The organism is Streptomyces sp. NPDC048018, assembly GCF_043202995.1.
In the GTDB taxonomy this organism is placed as follows: Bacteria; Actinomycetota; Actinomycetes; order Streptomycetales; family Streptomycetaceae; genus Streptomyces.
Map to the genome: position 1 here is coordinate 801,484 of NZ_JBIDBK010000001.1, position 15,399 is coordinate 816,882.

Sequence of the window (15,399 nt, forward strand, 5' to 3'; positions counted from 1 at the left end):
CACGGTCTGGTGGGCCCGTGGAGTGTAAGCGGAAGCGGTCGGGGGCGTACAGGGGTCGCCGGGGCCGCCGACGGCTCAGCCGCCGGCCCGGCGCATGAGGAGGTCCCGCAGGTCGCGGGCGTGCCGGCGGGAGACGGCGAGCTCGGCGCTGCCGACGCGGACGGAGGTCGCGCCGCCGTCGAGGCGCAGTTCGTCGATCCGGCCGAGGGCCACCAGGTGGCTGCGGTGGATGCGGACGAAACCGCGGGCGGCCCACCGCTCTTCGAGCGCGGACAGCGGGATGCGGACCAGGTGGCTGCCGTGGTCGGTGTGCAGTCGGGCGTAGTCGCCGTGCGCCTCGACGTACGCGATGTCGTCGACGGACACGAAGCGCGTGACGCCGCCGAGTTCGACCGGGATCTGCTCGGGCGCGGGTGCCTGCGCGGTGGCGTGCACCACGTCGTGGACGCGGCGGACGGCCTCGGCGAGGCGTTCGCGGCGCACGGGCTTGAGCACGTAGTCGACGGCCTCCAGGTCGAAGGCCTGGACGGCGAAGCCCTCGTGGGCGGTGACGAAGACGATGAGCGGGGGGTCGGCGAAGCCGCCCAGCAGCCGGGCGAGGTCGAGTCCGCTCAGGCCCGGCATGTGGATGTCGAGGAAGACGACGTCGATGCCGTCGTCGCCGTCGGGCCCGCTCTCCAGGGCGCGCCCGATCCTGCGCAGCGCCTCGGTGGCGTCGCCGGCGCCCTCGGCGGCGCGGACCCGCGGGTCGGCCCGCAGCAGGTAGAGGAGTTCCCCGAGGGCCGGCGCCTCGTCGTCGACGGCCAGTACGCGCAGCATGCGCGGGAGTCTATTTCAGGGCGCCGGGAGGCGGCCCCGGGAGTCGGGCGGCTACTTGAGCAGTCGCGACATGCGCCGGTCGGCGAGCGGCTTGCCGCCGGTCTGGCAGGTGGGGCAGTACTGGAGGGAGGAGTCGGCGAAGGAGACCTCCCGGATGGTGTCCCCGCAGACCGGGCAGGCCTCGCCGGTGCGGCCGTGGACGCGGAGCCCGCTCTTCTTCTCGGCCTTGAGCCGGCCGGCGGCGAGCCCGTGGGAGCGTTCGACGGCCTCGTCGAGGGTGGTGCGCATCGCCGCGTAGAGGGCGGCGGTCTCCTCGGGGGTGAGGTTCTGCGTGGGCTTGAACGGCGACATCCTGGCGGCGTGCAGGATCTCGTCGCTGTAGGCGTTGCCGATGCCCGCGACGAGGCTCTGGTCGCGCAGGGCGCCCTTGATCTGGCGCCGTTCGCCCGCGAGCAGGGCGCGGAAGGCGGCGAGGTCGAAGCCCGGGGCGAGCGGGTCGGGCCCGAGGCGCGCCACGCCGGGCACCTCGGAGGGGTCGCGGACCAGGTGAACGGCGAGGCGTTTGGTGGTGCCGGCCTCGGTGAGGTCGAATCCGTCGCCCTCGGTGAGCGCGGTCCGCAGCGCCAGGGGTCCCTTCCCGGGCTTCGGGAAGCCGGAGGGCAGCACGTCCCTCCACTGCAGCCAGCCGGCCCGGGCGAGATGGGTGACCAGGTGCAGTTCCCCGGCGGCGCCGTCGGTGGTGATGTCGAGGAACTTGCCGTGCCGGGCGACCCCGGTGACCCGCGCGCCGTCGAGCGCGCTCAGCGGCGGGTCGTAGGTCTTGAGCACGCTGATCGCGACCGGCAGCACGCGGGCGATCTCCTTGCCCACGAGGTGGGCGTCGAGGAACTCGCGGAGTGCCTCGACCTCGGGCAGTTCGGGCATGTCCCCACCCTGCCGCACGAGCGGGACGGGCGCGCGTCAGGGCGTGCCGGCCCCCTCGGAAACGCGCTGGAGCGCCCCTGTCAGAGCCCCGTCTCCTCCGTGACGAACTCGCACCACACGCATTTGCCGCTGCCGCGCGGCTCCACGCCCCACAGGTCGGAGAGGCGGTCGACGAGCAGCAGGCCGCGGCCCGAGACGCCTGCCTCGCCGGCCTCGCGGCGGCGCGGGAGGGCGCTGGAGCGGTCCTCGACCTCGACGCGCAGGCGGCGGTCGGGGCCGGTGAGCATCCGCAGGGTCACGATCGCGCCGCCGTCGGTGTGCATCAGGGCGTTGGTCGTCAGCTCGTCGGCGACCAGTTCGATCTCGTCGGAGCGTTCGCCCGCGCCCCAGGCCCGTACGGCGGCCCGGATCATGTGACGGGCGGAGCTGAGCGCCTCGGGGTCGTTCTGGCCCACGTGCTGCTGGAGGCGGCCGCCGGCCTGCGGGGCCTGGGTGCCCTCGCGGCGCAGCAGCAGGACCGCCACGTCGTCCTCGCCGCCGCGCTCGTCGACGACGTCGCAGAGGTGGTCGGCGAGCAGGGAGAGGTCCCGCGGGCCGCGTTTGACCAGCGAGGAGAGCCACTGGAGGCCCTCGTCGAGGTCCGCGCCGGGCTTCTCGACGAGTCCGTCGGTGTACAGGAGCAGGGTGTGGCCGGGGTCGAGCTCGGCGGTGGTGACCGGGTAGTCGAGCCGTCCGAACTCGGCGGACAGCCCGAGCGGGAGGCCGCCTTCGACGGGCAGCCGGTGGGCGGTGCCGTCGGGGTCCTGGACGAGCGGGTCGACGTGGCCCGCGCGGACGATCTGGACCAGTCCGGTGGCGGGGTCGGCCTCGGCGTAGGTGCAGGTGGCGAAGCGGTCGGTGTCGAGCTCGTGGAGGAAGACGGAGGCGCGGGCCATCACGGTGGCGGGGGTGTGGCCCTCGGCCGCGTAGGCGCGCAGCACGATCCGCAGCTGGCCCATGACGGCGGCGGCGTGGGTGTCGTGGCCCTGGACGTCGCCGATGACGGCGCCGACCCGGCCGCCGGGCAGCGGGATGATGTCGTACCAGTCGCCGCCGATGTCCCGGCCGAGCCGGGCGGAGCGGTAGCGGACGGCTATCTGGGCGCCGGGCACGTCCGGGATGCGGCGGGGCAGCATCGCCTGCTGGAGGCCCTCGGCGAGGTCGTGCTCCTGCTCGTAGAGCATGGCGCGCTGCAGGCTCTGGGCGATGGAGCTGCCGAGCGCGACGAGGAGGTTGCGTTCGTCGGCGCTGAAGCCGGTCCGGTCGCTGTAGAGCAGCCCGAGGGCGCCGATGGGCCGGGCCTGGGCGATCAGCGGCAGATAGGCGGCGGAGGTGACGCCGAGGCCGCTGATGTGGGGCCACAGGACCGGGTAGGAGGCGGCGAAGTCCTCCGGCGACTCGATGAACCGGGGGCGCAGGGTGCGGATGACCTCGCTCATCGGGTACGGCTCGTCCACCCGGGTGAACCGGGTGCCGGGCACGAAGGCGCCGTCGGGCCCCTCGGCCACCAGGTGGATGCGGCCGGCCTCCAGGAGGCCCATCACGAGGCTGGCCGCGCCGAAGTGCTCCAGGCCCTGGGAGTCGTTGAGCAGGTCGATGATGTCCTGCACGGTGCGGGCGTGGGCGAGGGCGGCCGTCATGCCCTCGACGACGCTGGTGCGGTGCCGGCGCCCCTCGTCGAGGCCGAGCCGTGCGGCGGACTCGGTGAGCTCCTCGGAGGCGTCGCGGACGATGCCGACGATGCGGTAGGGGCGCCCGGTGCCGTCGCGCCGGACGACGCCCTGGGTGTGGGTCCAGCGCTGGACGCCGGCGCGGGTGCGGATGCGGAAGTAGGCGCCGTAGCGTTCGCTGCCGTCCTTGAGGGCCTGGGCGACCAGGGTGTCGAGGCGGCGGCCCTCGTCGGGCAGGACGCGCGAGCCGAGGGTGGCGGGGTCGCCGTCGTAGGTGTCGGGGTCCATGTCGAACACGCTCAGGGCGCCCTCGTCCATGGTCATCCGACCGGTGAGCAGGTCCCAGTCGAAACTGCCCATCCCGAATTCCTGGCCGAAGTCATGAAGGAAACAGCAGGTCGGCCCCGCCGGCCCCGCCTCGCAGCGGCACTGCCCGGCCGCCTCCCCGCCCCGTCTGCCCGCGTTCATGGGGCCACGCTAGGCGTACGCCCGCCCGTGCGCACGGCGAAGATCGGAACAGCTTCGCAACAACGTGCGGACGGGCCTGCCGGAGGGGGGCAGGGGGCGGTCGGGCCGTCTCTCTCGCATCATGCCGGACTCCCGCCGATCAGCCGTGTCAACAACGTCCGTGATCAATACACCTATCCCTCGAAGGTCTCGGGCTGCTGGGGGGCGGTCTCGGCGGGGAACAGGTCCTCGAAGGAGGGCGGCGGCTCGGCGCTGGGGTACTCCCCGGGACCGTCCGGTCCGACCGAGGGGTCGGGCATGGGCACGGGGGTGCCGCCGTCGGGCGGGGCGGGGGCGTCGGGGGACGACCGGTCGGGTGCGGGCTCGGTCGCCGAACCGTCCGGCGCGGGAGGGACCGGCTGCGGGCTGGAGGGGGGCGGGACGGGGTCTGCGGGCGACGTGGGCTGCCGCGGCGTCGCGTCGTCCGGCGCGGGCGGCGGCGGGGCGGTGACGACGTCGCAGGTGGCGGGGTCGCAGGGCGGCAGGACGTCGGGCCTGCGGTCCTGGGCTCCGGTGGTGCCGGTGCGGCGCTCGATCCAGGTGTTGTCCGCGGTGTTCACGATGACCAGGCTGGTGACGACCGTCGTGGTCGGCGTGATGGCGACGACCCGGTCCGGGCGGTAGCCGGCCCAGGGCTGTCCGGCGTGCGCGGCGCCGGGGGCGGCGGCCGGGGAGCGCAGCGGGTTCCCGCAGGCGCAGCGGACGCGCGGGGCGCCGTACCGGTCGACGAGGACGGCGGTGCCTCTCTGGAGCACGGACTGGAAGGCGGTGGCGTGGCCGTCGCCGAAGCCGTGGCTGGTGACGCGGACGTCGGTGCGCAGCACGACGGGGGTGAGGTCGTGGAGCCAGCCGGCGATGTTGCTCTCGGGGATGCCGGCGGACTCGGCGAAGGCGCGGGCCCTGGCCGGGTCGGCGGTGAGGAGGGCGACCTGCCGCTCGACGTCGCAGCTGGCGACGGAGCGGGTGCCGCCGTACAGGCCGGGGGTGGCGCCGGTGAGGGCCCGGCCGACGGGCGCGGGGCCGCCGACGCCGGCGGCGGGTGGTGCGCTCGCGTCCTGCGGAGCGCCCTCCTGCGCGGTGGAGGCGGTGAAGGGGGCGGGGCCCGGGGCGCCGGCGGGCTGCAGGAGCACCTCGCGCGCGGGGGCCGCGGCGGCGGTCTGTTCCGCGCCGGGTTCGCCGGGCTCGCCGGCGGCGCAGCCCGCGAGCAGCAGGGCGGAGGCCAGGGCGGCGAGGGTGAGCGCGCCGGGCCGGGCGTGCGGCGGTCGCGCGGCCCCCGTTCGCGTGGGCCGTCGTCTGGTTGCGTCGCGCACTGCGTCTCCCGCCTGTTCGCCCCGGGTCGTTCCTTCATGTCTGCCGCAGGGGCCGGGGGGTCGCAATCCGTGCGCGTCCATCCGGCGAGGGAGGCACGACCACCCCTCCCTTGAACGCGTTCAAGGGAGGGGTTACGCTCACTCCGCAAGCACTTGAACGTGTTCAAGAGGGGGGTCCGTGCCGTGTCCGTACTCGTGGGACTGATCGTGCTCCTGGGGATGCTCGTGGTCGTCCCCGCCGGTCTCCGGCTGATCGACGGGCCCCGGCCGGCCGGCCTGCGCCTCCTGCGCCGCGCCTGGCCGCTGCTCGCCGTACCCGGGGCGCTCTCGCTCTGGCTGCCCCGCTCCCCCTACGCCGCCGCCCTGGCCGGGGTGTACGCACTCGCCACCCTGGCGCTCGCCCTGCAGGCCCCGGTCCGTCTGGTCCTCACCCGGTCCCTGGCCCCCGCCGAGATCGCGGTGCTCACCGCGCTCGCGACGCCGTCCGTCGCCGGGCTCGCCCTGGTCGCGGAACGCTCCGGGTACCGGCTCTTCGGCTTCGAGCTCGACGTCCTCGCCCTCACCGTCCCGCACTTCCACTTCGCGGGCTTCGCCGCCGCGCTGGTCGCCGGACTCGTCTGCCGTGCGGCCGACGGCCGCGCCACCCGGTTCGCCGCCCTCAGCGTCCCCCTCGGCACCCTGCTCGTGCTGCTCGGCTACTTCGTCGACGACCGGGCCGAACTGGCCGGGGCCCTCGTCCTCACCGCCGGCATGTGGGCCGTCGCCCTCACCACCTGGCGCGAGCTGCGCCGCACGGCACCGGACCCGGCGACGCGCACCCTGCTCGGGATCTCGGCGGCCGTCCTGCTCGCCACCATGCTGCTCGCGCTCAGCTGGGCGCTCGGCGAGGCCACCGGCCTCCCGCACCCCGGCCTGACCTGGATGGCCGCGACCCACGGCCTCGGCAACGCCCTCGGCTTCGCGCTCTGCTCACTGCTCGCCTGGCGCCGCCTGCGGCCCGGCCCCGCGGCCGGACCGCGTCCCCCGCGGCGCGGCCCCCTCGGCCGCGCACCCGGCCGCCCCCACAGGCCCTCGCCTCCCCGCGCCCCCGCCCGCCCCCGTACCGCCGGCGCCACCGGCGCACCGGCCGCGGCAACCGCCCACCGAACGGAGCTCCCGGCATGACCCGTCTCGTCCGCAGCCTCTCGGACTCCCCCGCCACCGGCCCCACCTACCCCGAGGTCGGCGCCACCGGCACCCGGCCGCTGCCCGCCGGCTACCACCACCTCCACCACAGCGTCCGGGTCGGCCACGGCCGGGCCGCCTACGCGGCGGCCGGCACCGCCGTCACCACCTGGGCCGTGCACCGCGCGACGGGCGCCCGGGTCAGGAGCACCGCCGGGCGCGCCGAGCCGGGCGTCACCGTGGAGATCTCGATCGGATCCGGCCCCGTCCGCTTCACCGCTCCCTGCCAGGTGATCTGGACGACGCACACCGACCGGAGCACCGGCTTCGCCTACGGGACCCTCGCCGGGCACCCCGAGTGCGGGGAGGAGTCCTTCGTGGTGGACCTGCGAGAGGACGGCTCGGTCTGGTTCACGGTCACCGCCTTCAGCCGCGCCGCCGTCTGGTACACCCGGCTCGGCGGACCGGTCGTCCGAGCCCTCCAGCTCGCCTACGCCCGCGCGCTCGGCCGCCGGCTGACGCGGCTCGTCTCCGGCCGGTCCGGCCGATGAGAGATACGCTCCTTCTGTACTCACCCGTGCATCCTCCGAGGAGGCGGCCATGAGCAGCTGGTACGACGAGTACACGAACCCCTCGCAGGCCGAGGGCGAGCGCCTCGACGAGGACCTGGACCCGCAGCAGAAGGCCCACGTCCATCCGCAGGTCACCCGCACCACCCCCTCCCAGGCGGAGGGCGAGCGGTCGACGGACGAGGAGACGTAGAGGCGCCGGCCACCCCTCCCGACGACGCCCCCCGACAGCCGCCGCTGATCACCGGTGCCGGACGCGATGGAGTGGTTCACCGCCCCCGACTACTGGCTGAGCCGCATCGTCTTCCAGCGGGGGCTCGCCGGGCTGTACCTCGTCGCGTTCCTGTCCGCCGCCCTGCAGTTCCGCGCGCTCATCGGCGAGCGCGGCATGCTGCCGGTCCCGGAGTACGTGCGCCTGGTGCCCTTCCGGCGGGCGCCCAGCCTGTTCCAGTGGCGCTACTCCGACCGGCTCTTCGCCACCGTCGCCTGGGGCGGCGCGGGCCTCGCCCTCGCCATGGCGGCCGGCGCGGGCGACGCCGTGCCGCTGCCGGTGTCGATGCTGCTCTGGCTGCTGCTGTGGGGGCTGTACCTGTCGATCGTGAACGTGGGACAGACCTGGTACTCCTTCGGGTGGGAGTCCCTGCTCCTGGAGACCGGCTTCCTCGCCGTCCTCCTCGGCAACGACGAGACCGGGCCGCCCGTCCTGGTCCTGTTCCTGCTGCGCTGGCTGCTGTTCCGGGTCGAGTTCGGTGCCGGGCTGATCAAGATCCGCGGCGACCCGTGCTGGCGGAAGCTGACCTGCCTCTACCACCATCACGAGACCCAGCCGATGCCCGGCCCGCTGAGCTGGTTCTTCCATCGGCTGCCGAGGCCGCTGCACAAGGTCGAGTGCGCCGCCAACCACGTCGTCCAACTCGGCGTGCCCGTCCTGCTCTTCACCCCGCAGCCGGTCGCGACCGTCGCGGCGGGGCTGATGATCGTCACCCAGCTGTGGCTCGTGCTCTCCGGCAACTTCGCGTGGCTGAACTGGCTGACCATCGTCCTCGCGCTCCCGGCCCTGGACGGCTCGCTCCTGGCCGACACCCGTGCACAGCCGCAGGCGCCGCTCTGGTACGTGATCGTGGTGTGCGCCGCGACCGCCCTGATCCTGGTCCAGAGCCGGCACCCGGTGCGCAACCTGCTCTCGCGACGGCAGGCGATGAACCGCTCCTTCGACCCGCTCCACCTGGTCAACACCTACGGCGCGTTCGGCACCGTCGGCCGCGTCAGGGACGAGATCGCCGTCGAGGGCACGGACGACCCGGAACCGGACGAGAACACGGTGTGGCGGGAGTACGGCTTCCGGGGCAAGCCCGGCGACCCGCGCCGGATGCCACGCCAGTTCGCTCCGTACCACCTGCGGCTCGACTGGCTGATGTGGTTCGCGGCGCTCTCCCCCGGCTACGCGCGCGACTGGTTCGGGCCCTTCGTCGAGCGGCTGCTCGCCGGGGACCGGGACACCCTGCGGCTGCTGCGCCACAACCCCTTCCCTGACGCGCCCCCGACCCATGTACGGGCCCGGCTCTACCGCTACCGCTTCACGACCTGGCGCGAGCTGCGGGAGACCGGGGCCTGGTGGCACCGGACCCTGCGGCGGGAGTTCATGCCGCCGGTACGGCTGCGCGGGCCCGCCGAACGCGGGAGGGCGCGGCCGGGCGCGTGACGGGGGCGGGGTGCGTGAGGTGGGCGGGGCGGCGCGTGAGGTAGGCGGGGCGCGTGAGCGGGGCGGGGCGCGTGACCGGTGCAGGGCCGCGGGCCCCTCCGTCGGCTGGGCCCCCTCCGCCGCCCCGTGCGCCTCGCCCGTCGCGCACGCCGGCGCCACCCGGGCACGCCCGTGCCCCCGGCCGTGGGGTCGGCCGGGGGCACGGGGCGAAGCGACAGTGTCCGACTCAGTCGATGCCGGGCAGGATGTGCGGCTCCGCGAGGTCGTCCTCGTAGCCGGCGAGGCGGATCGGGGCCGAACGCGCCCACACTTCGAGGCTTCCCAGCTCTCCTGACCGGCGCGTCCGCTCGGTCGGTTCGGCGGGAACCTTCTCCTGCTTGGTCAATTCTGGTGTCACCGCGCACTCCTCTGTGTCGCGTACCGATGGGGACAAGGGGGCCGTTCGGTCGCGGTGGCGCCGTTCTCCGGGCGGGACCGCGGCCTTGGTGGCAGGCCAGTCCCCGACCGGCCGAAGGGGTTCGGTGGAACCCCGTGGCCGACCATGTGCATCAGACTAACCAGATGAGCGCGCCAGCGCTCTATGGGGCGCAAAAGTGTGACGCGATCGAGTGACGTTGGCCCGTTTGCCGAGGTCAACGCCCGATCATCGATCAAAATCGGCGGCTCGAAAACACCTCCCGAGCCGCCCGCGAATCACCAGTTTCCGGGCGCGTAGTCCTTCATGAACACGCCGTACAGGTCCTCGCCCTGCTCGCCGCGCACGATCGGATCGTAGACCCGGGCCGCACCGTCGACCAGGTCGAGCGGGGCGTGGAAACCCTCCTCGGCGAGCCGCAGCTTGTCGAAGTGCGGGCGCTCGTCGGTGATCCAGCCGGTGTCCACGGACGTCATCAGGATGCCGTCGGTCTGGAACATCTCCTGGGCACTCGTTCGCGTCACCATGTTGATCGCGGCCTTGGCCGCGTTGGTGTTCGGGTGCCCGGCGCCCTTGTAACCGCGCCCGAAGACGCCCTCCATCGCGGAGACGTTCACGACGTACGCGCGCTTGCTCGCGGCCTTCGCGGCGGCGTCGGCCATGGCCGGGCGCAGCTTGCTGATCAGGATGAACGGCGCCGTGTAGTTGCACAGCTGGGTCTCGAGGAGCTCCACCGGCGAGATCTGCTCGATGGTCTGCACCCAGGTGTTGGTGTCCACGACGTCCGGCAGCAGGCCGCCCGCGTCGATGGCGGTGCCGGCGTGGTGGCGCTCGATGCTGGCGTTGCCGGCGACCAGGGCGAGGTCGGCGACCTGCTGGGCGTCGAGTCCGCTCACGCCGGCCGGCAGCGCGGCCGGCCCGCCGAGCTCACCGACGGCGCCGGAGTTGAAGGCGCCGATGACGTGGTGCGCCGGGAGCTCCCCGAGGGGCAGCGGGGCGCTCTCGCCCTCGACCAGGGCGGCGTACGCGGCGGGCAGCCGGCGTACGGTCTGCGTCGCGTTGTTCACCAGGATGTCCAGCGGCCCGGCCTCGGAGACCTGGTCGGCGAGGGCCACGGCCTGCGCCGGGTCGCGCAGGTCGATGCCGACGACCTCCAGGCGGTGCATCCAGTCCGCGGAGTCCTCCATCGCCTTGAAGCGGCGGATGGCGTCCTTGGGGAAGCGGGTGGTGATGGTGGTGTGCGCGCCGTCGCGGAGCAGCCGCAGCGCGATGTACATGCCGATCTTGGCGCGGCCGCCGGTGAGCAGGGCGCGCTTGCCGCTGAGGTCGGCGCGGGCGTCACGCTTGGCGCGGTTCTCCGCGGCGCAGCTCTGGCAGAGCTGGTGGTAGAAGTAGTCGACCTCGACGTACCGCTGCTTGCAGACGTAGCAGGAACGGGGGCGCTGGAGTATGCCGGCGATCCGGCCCTCCTCGGTGACGGAGGAGGGCAGCAGGCCCTCGGTCTCGTCGTCGATGCGCATGGCCGAACCCGTCGCGGTGGCCTCGGTGACCGCCTTGTCGTTGGCGGTCTTGGCGGCGCGACGCTCCTGGCGGCGGCGCTGCTTCACGGTCCGGTAGATGCCGGCGGTGGCACGGCGGACGGCGATCGCGTCCGGGTGGTCGACCTCCAGTTTGTCGAGCTCGTCGAGCACGCTCAGGCAGACGGCCAGGCGCTCGGGGTCGATGCCCGGCCCGTACTCCTGGGTCTCTTCAGTCACCGTCATGCCGTCGTCGTTCCTCGATCGCTCGTGCCGTCGCGTCTGCTCGGCGTTTTCCGGCGGTTCCAAAGACGCAACTTTACGGAGCGAAGGGCCGCCGCTCCAAACCCTTACGGGGAGCGTGGTCGAACACACAGTCCCCGCACAGGCCGCCGGCGGGGCAGCGGTAGTACAGGCAGCAGCTGCTGCGGCGCAGGGCCGGCCCCCGGACGGTGCCGGCCAGATCCGGGTGGTCGAACAGCCCCTCGGCGAGGGCGGCGGCCCGCCGGGCGGCCTCGGGGCGGTCGTGGGCGCGGGCCCAGCGCAGGAGTTCGCGGAGCGCTCCGGCGAGCGCGGAGCCGGCGTTGCCCCAGAGCAGCCGGGCCGAGATGCGCCCGTCCCGGGCGAAGGCGGCGTGCAGCGGGACGAGGTGGGCCTCGTGGACGGCCGCGCGGAGCTCGCCCACGGTGCCGGGGCGGGTGTCGGTACCGGACCACCACAGGTCTTCGGGTGAGGTGAGCGCGCCGTCCCAGTGCAGGGTGCCGGGCGTCAGGTCGGGGAAGCGGCCGTGCAGGGCGGCGGGCCCGAGGGCGGTGGACCAGAGCCGGGCGGCGAGCCCGAGGTGGGCGACGGAGGCCCCGACGCGCCGTTCGGGGGCGCCCAGACGGGCGGCGACCCGGTCGACGCGTGCGGTGAGCGGGGTGTCGTCCCGTCCCGCGTAGAGCTCCGCGAGGGGCCGGTGGGCGCCGGCGTCCGGCGGGGGCGGACTGGTCCGCAGCGCGAAGAAGCCGCCCACCTGTGCGCTTTCGTCGAGATCCACGCCCGCATCCTGCCATCCTGCGGAGTCGGGCCGGTCTCGTTCGGCCATGCCTGATCAGGAAGGGAAGGTGCGGGCGGGCGGATCTGGCGCCAAGGAGGCCGGAACGGTTCGGAGCCGGCGGAAGCGCGACGGTCCGAGCGCTCGGGAATGCGGGATGGTCCGGAGCTGGAGCCGGAGCACGGATCGACCAGAGCAGGAGGTCGGAGCACGGGCCGGCCGGAGCAGAGCAGGCGTCCGGCGATCCGGGGTGCCCGGTCGCGCACCGGGGAGATCCTGGACGGTCGCGAGCCCGGGGAACCGGGGGCCAATGTGGACCGGTTCGCCCGGCGACTGGCTCGGGATGCGGCCCTTTCGCGGGGACTCGTCGCTTGTGACCCGTATCGGACCGGACACCGGAAAGGTCCCGTTCCACCCCTCCTGACCTGCGAGGGGCGTACGTCCCACGACGTACGCGTGCGCCGCGTACTCCATCCGCGGTACTTCCGATCGCGTTCCCAGGTACGACGACGTGAAGGCACGGAAGAGAGATCGTGGAGTCATGAGCCCCCTCGTGCTGTCCGTGGTCCTCTCACTGGTCTCCGCGGTCGCCTACGCTGCCGCGGCGATCGTGCAGGAGCGGGTCGCCGCCTCGGCCACCGGCCCGCGCTACGCGCCCCTGCGCCGACCGGCGTGGTGGGGCGCCGTGCTGCTCAACGGCGTCGGCGCGGCCCTGCACGTCGCGGCCCTCGCGTACGGTCCGCTCAGCCTGGTGCAGCCGCTCGGCGCCCTCACCATCGTGTTCGCGCTGCCCATGGCGGCTCTGTTCGTCGGCCGCCGGGCCGGCCGCGCGGCCTGGTGGGGCGCCGTGATGGCGACCGCGGGACTGGCCGGGCTGCTGAGCCTCACCGGCGGCACGGGCGCGCAGTCCCTCGCGTCCGACGAGCGGCGGCTGCTCGCGATCGGGGCCTTCGGCCTCGTGGCCCTGCTCTTCGCGGCGGCGCACATGGTGGGGCGCTCGGTGCTGCGCGCCGTGATCCTGGCGGCGGCGGCCGGCGTCGCCTTCGGCATCGCCTCGGTCTTCACCAAGACGGTGGCCGTCGACTTCACGCCGGACGCGCCGTTCGCCCAGTGGCCGAGCCTGCTGGTGCTCTCGGCGCTCGCGGTCACCGGGCTGCTGCTCTCCCAGGCGTCCTACCGGGGCGCCGGCCTCGCCGCGCCCCTGGCCACGGTCACCGTGGTCAATCCGGTGATCGCCGCGGCCGTCGGCCTGACCCTGTTCGGCGAGTCCTTCCGCTACGGGACGGCCGGCGCGGTCGCCGCGCTGATCTGCGGCGCGGTGGCGGCGGGCGGTCTGGTCCGGCTCACCCTCGACCGCATGACGACGCACGAGGACTCGCCGGCGGTGTCAGATCGACACGCCTCTGGCCCGGAGGTACGCCAACGGGTCGATGTCGGACCCGTACCCGGGACCGGTACGCATCTCGAAATGGAGATGAGGTCCCGAACTGTTGCCGGTCGACCCTGAACGCGCGATCCGCTGCCCGGGGCCGACCCGCTGCCCCTCGCGCACGCTGAGCGCGGAGAGGTGCGCGTACTGGCTGTAGCGCCCGTCCTCGTGCCGGATGACGACCTGGTAGCCGTACGCGCCGCCCCACCCCGCGGACACGACCCGGCCGGCGGCGACGGCCCGTACGGAGGTGCCGGTGGGGACGGGGAAGTCGACGCCCGTGTGGTAGCCGCTGGACCAGGAGGAGCCGGTCACGCGGTAACGGGTGCCGATGTCGGTGTCGGCGACGGGCGAGGCGAAGTGCACCGCAGGCCGGGCGGGCTTGTGGACGGGCTTGGGCGCGGCCGGCTTGTGCACGGGCCTGGGCTTGGCCGCGGCGGGCCTGCCGACCGGCTTGGCGGTCTGCTGGGCGTTCGGGGGCTTGGCGACCGACGGCCTGGGCGCGGGCTTCGCGGCCACGGGCTTGGTGACCGGCTTGGCGGGCGCCTTAGCGGCGGGCCGCGGCTGCGTGGGCGGCGCGGGGCGCGTGGCGGGCTTCGGCTTGGTGTGCGGCGTCGCGTCGGGCCGAGCCACCTTCGGGGGAGCCGCGGGGGCCGTCATGCGCAGGGTGAGCCGCTGGCCGGGGTGGATCAGGTCGGGGTCGTCGCCGACGACCGCGCGATTGCGCTCGTAGAGCTTCTGCCAGCCGCCGCGGACGTGCTCGTCGCGGGCGATCTCGGAGAGGGTGTCGCCGGGCGTGACCGTGTACATCTCGCGAACGGTCGGCACGGTGGTCGGGCCGGCGGGCTTCCCCGCCTCGACGGGCCGGTTCGCCCGGGTCCGCTGAGCCGGTAACGCGACGTCCTTGAGCGGGCGGGTGCGCTCGGTCTGCGGGGCGACGCCGGGGGCCGGGCCGCCCCGCTCGAGTCCGGCACGCGGCGCGCAGGCGGGCCAGGCGCCGGGGCCCTGCCCCTTGAGGACGCGTTCGGCGACGGCGATCTGCTGGTCCTTGGAGGCCAGGTCGGCGCGCGGCGCGAAGTGCGTGCCGCCGTAGGCCTCCCAGGTGGACTGTGTGAACTGCAGCCCGCCGTAGTAGCCGTTGCCGGTGTTGATCTGCCAGTGGGACGAGGACTCGCAGGACGCGAGCTTGTCCCAGACATCGAGTGAGGCGGCATGCCCCGTGCCCGCGCCGATCAGCGGCAGGGCCATGCCGGCGCCGCCGGCGGTGACGGTGAGCGAGGCACGGTTGATCCGGCTCGGCTGGACCCGACGGTGTTTCCCGCGTACGGCCATGAGCCCCCCTTGAACGCATCGGCAGTCGCCCACGGTAAGGGCGGGCAACCGTGCGTGACAAGGGTTTGGGGCCGATCCCGCGCCTCTTCCGTCACATCCCGGCGGGACCCGGTTGCGGCTGGGGCTCGGGCTCCGGCACCGGAACGGGATGCGGCGGCGGGACAGGACTCGGCGGCGGTACGGGCGTGGGCACCGGCCCCGGCGTGGGCGGAGGCAGCGGATCCGGGATCGGGGGCTGGGTCATGGCGGACTCCGATCTGAGGGGAGGTGACGCTTCGGCACCAGCGTCTCCCCGTGCGCCTGCCCCCGCGATCGGGACCCATTCCTTCGGGTGGGAGTCCCGGCGGCCGGGCGCCGGGACAGGGCACCCGGGGAGGTCCGGGTGGCCGTCGGCCGACCGCCCGGACGAGGTCTCCACGGGCGGCGGGACCTTCCGCCCCGCTGTCAGATCGCGGCGGGAACGGCGTGCGGCGCGCGCACCGTGTCGCTGCCGGGCACCGGCGCCGACGCGTCGCCCCCGAGCTGCACGATGCGGTTGTCCGCGTCGACGTGCACCACCCGCGGCACGAGCGCACGGGCCTCGGCGTCCGTCACCTGCGCGTAGCTGATGAGGATCACGAGGTCCCCGGGGTGGACCAGATGGGCGGCGGCGCCGTTGATGCCGATCACACCCGAACCGCGCTCGCCCTCGATGACGTACGTCTCCAGGCGGGCCCCGTTGTCGATGTCGACGATGTGGACCAGCTCACCGGGCAGCAGATCGGCGGCGTCCATCAGGTCGGCGTCGATCGTGACGGACCCCACGTAGTGGAGATCGGCCTGGGTCACGGTGGCACGGTGGATCTTGGACTTGAACATTGTACGTATCATCGAGGTACTCCTGGACATAGGCTCCCTGCCTGCGTTTTTGCAGGTCAAGGGCTGTTTCCACACCCTACAACGAGTCGCAAGTTCGGGCAGCTGTCC

13 protein-coding genes and 1 pseudogene are annotated in these 15,399 nt (G+C 74.1%); 5 read left to right on the plus strand and 9 right to left on the minus strand.

Going from position 1 to position 15,399, the window contains the following annotated elements:
- Positions 1 to 75: 75 nt before the first annotated feature.
- The 4 genes from ACGF1Z_RS03675 to ACGF1Z_RS03690 form a co-directional block, all read right to left on the minus strand.
- Positions 76 to 819: a LytR/AlgR family response regulator transcription factor gene (locus ACGF1Z_RS03675; RefSeq protein WP_392999486.1), complete on the minus strand. Its 744-nt coding sequence runs from the start codon at positions 817 to 819 to the stop codon at positions 76 to 78.
- 51 nt (positions 820 to 870) lie between these two features.
- Positions 871 to 1,743, minus strand: coding sequence for an Fpg/Nei family DNA glycosylase (locus ACGF1Z_RS03680; RefSeq protein ID WP_392999488.1), 873 nt, complete (start codon positions 1,741 to 1,743; stop codon positions 871 to 873).
- Positions 1,744 to 1,823: 80 nt separating this feature from the next.
- A complete protein-coding gene (locus ACGF1Z_RS03685; protein WP_392999490.1) occupies positions 1,824 to 3,812 on the minus strand; it encodes a SpoIIE family protein phosphatase in 1,989 nt (662 codons plus the stop codon).
- A gap of 281 nt (positions 3,813 to 4,093) precedes the next feature.
- Positions 4,094 to 5,269, minus strand: a complete 1,176-nt coding sequence (locus tag ACGF1Z_RS03690; RefSeq protein ID WP_392999492.1) for a DUF6777 domain-containing protein — start codon at positions 5,267 to 5,269, stop codon at positions 4,094 to 4,096.
- Between the two features lie 183 nt (positions 5,270 to 5,452).
- Between ACGF1Z_RS03690 and ACGF1Z_RS03695 the strand changes: the two are divergent.
- The 4 genes and pseudogenes from ACGF1Z_RS03695 to ACGF1Z_RS03710 form a co-directional block, all read left to right on the plus strand.
- Positions 5,453 to 6,265, plus strand: a pseudogene (locus tag ACGF1Z_RS03695) (YndJ family protein); the annotation flags it as partial.
- 164 nt (positions 6,266 to 6,429) lie between these two features.
- Positions 6,430 to 6,984, plus strand: a complete 555-nt coding sequence (locus tag ACGF1Z_RS03700) for a DUF1990 family protein (protein WP_392999494.1) — start codon at positions 6,430 to 6,432, stop codon at positions 6,982 to 6,984.
- A gap of 49 nt (positions 6,985 to 7,033) precedes the next feature.
- Positions 7,034 to 7,195 carry a hypothetical protein gene (locus tag ACGF1Z_RS03705; protein ID WP_392999496.1) on the plus strand — a complete coding sequence of 54 codons (162 nt, stop codon included), beginning with the start codon at positions 7,034 to 7,036 and terminating at the stop codon, positions 7,193 to 7,195.
- A gap of 66 nt (positions 7,196 to 7,261) precedes the next feature.
- Complete coding sequence (locus tag ACGF1Z_RS03710) at positions 7,262 to 8,704, plus strand: lipase maturation factor family protein (RefSeq protein ID WP_392999498.1); 1,443 nt, start codon at positions 7,262 to 7,264, stop codon at positions 8,702 to 8,704.
- A 226-nt stretch (positions 8,705 to 8,930) separates the two neighbouring features.
- On the opposite strand, the gene ACGF1Z_RS03715 is transcribed toward ACGF1Z_RS03710, so the two are convergent.
- The 3 genes from ACGF1Z_RS03715 to ACGF1Z_RS03725 all read right to left on the minus strand — a co-directional run bounded on the left by ACGF1Z_RS03715 (position 8,931) and on the right by ACGF1Z_RS03725 (position 11,675).
- Positions 8,931 to 9,101, minus strand: a complete 171-nt coding sequence (locus ACGF1Z_RS03715; RefSeq protein ID WP_392999500.1) for a hypothetical protein — start codon at positions 9,099 to 9,101, stop codon at positions 8,931 to 8,933.
- A gap of 296 nt (positions 9,102 to 9,397) precedes the next feature.
- Positions 9,398 to 10,882, minus strand: coding sequence for an SDR family NAD(P)-dependent oxidoreductase (locus ACGF1Z_RS03720; RefSeq protein ID WP_392999502.1), 1,485 nt, complete (start codon positions 10,880 to 10,882; stop codon positions 9,398 to 9,400).
- 73 nt (positions 10,883 to 10,955) lie between these two features.
- A complete protein-coding gene (locus tag ACGF1Z_RS03725; protein WP_392999504.1) occupies positions 10,956 to 11,675 on the minus strand; it encodes a (2Fe-2S)-binding protein in 720 nt (239 codons plus the stop codon).
- A 538-nt stretch (positions 11,676 to 12,213) separates the two neighbouring features.
- Here ACGF1Z_RS03725 and ACGF1Z_RS03730 point away from each other — a divergent pair.
- Positions 12,214 to 13,179, plus strand: a complete 966-nt coding sequence (locus ACGF1Z_RS03730) for a DMT family transporter (protein ID WP_392999506.1) — start codon at positions 12,214 to 12,216, stop codon at positions 13,177 to 13,179.
- Here ACGF1Z_RS03730 and ACGF1Z_RS03735 read toward each other — a convergent pair.
- A complete protein-coding gene (locus ACGF1Z_RS03735; protein ID WP_392999508.1) occupies positions 13,060 to 14,433 on the minus strand; it encodes a transglycosylase family protein in 1,374 nt (457 codons plus the stop codon). The genes ACGF1Z_RS03730 and ACGF1Z_RS03735 overlap by 120 nt on opposite strands.
- Positions 14,434 to 14,877: 444 nt before the next feature.
- On the minus strand, positions 14,878 to 15,303 hold the full coding sequence (gene panD / locus ACGF1Z_RS03740; protein WP_392999510.1) for an aspartate 1-decarboxylase: 426 nt from the start codon (positions 15,301 to 15,303) through the stop codon (positions 14,878 to 14,880).
- Positions 15,304 to 15,399: the final 96 nt, after the last annotated feature.

Coding starts and splice junctions, on each gene's coding strand:
- ACGF1Z_RS03685 (WP_392999490.1), bottom strand. CDS start 3,812: ATGGGCAGTTTCGACTGGGACCTGCTCACCGGTCGGATGACCATGGAC.
- panD (WP_392999510.1), bottom strand. CDS start 15,303: ATGATACGTACAATGTTCAAGTCCAAGATCCACCGTGCCACCGTGACC.
- ACGF1Z_RS03710 (WP_392999498.1), top strand. CDS start 7,262: ATGGAGTGGTTCACCGCCCCCGACTACTGGCTGAGCCGCATCGTCTTC.
- ACGF1Z_RS03720 (WP_392999502.1), bottom strand. CDS start 10,882: ATGACGGTGACTGAAGAGACCCAGGAGTACGGGCCGGGCATCGACCCC.
- ACGF1Z_RS03705 (WP_392999496.1), top strand. CDS start 7,034: ATGAGCAGCTGGTACGACGAGTACACGAACCCCTCGCAGGCCGAGGGC.
- ACGF1Z_RS03675 (WP_392999486.1), bottom strand. CDS start 819: ATGCTGCGCGTACTGGCCGTCGACGACGAGGCGCCGGCCCTCGGGGAA.
- ACGF1Z_RS03680 (WP_392999488.1), bottom strand. CDS start 1,743: ATGCCCGAACTGCCCGAGGTCGAGGCACTCCGCGAGTTCCTCGACGCC.
- ACGF1Z_RS03730 (WP_392999506.1), top strand. CDS start 12,214: ATGAGCCCCCTCGTGCTGTCCGTGGTCCTCTCACTGGTCTCCGCGGTC.
- ACGF1Z_RS03735 (WP_392999508.1), bottom strand. CDS start 14,433: ATGGCCGTACGCGGGAAACACCGTCGGGTCCAGCCGAGCCGGATCAAC.
- ACGF1Z_RS03700 (WP_392999494.1), top strand. CDS start 6,430: ATGACCCGTCTCGTCCGCAGCCTCTCGGACTCCCCCGCCACCGGCCCC.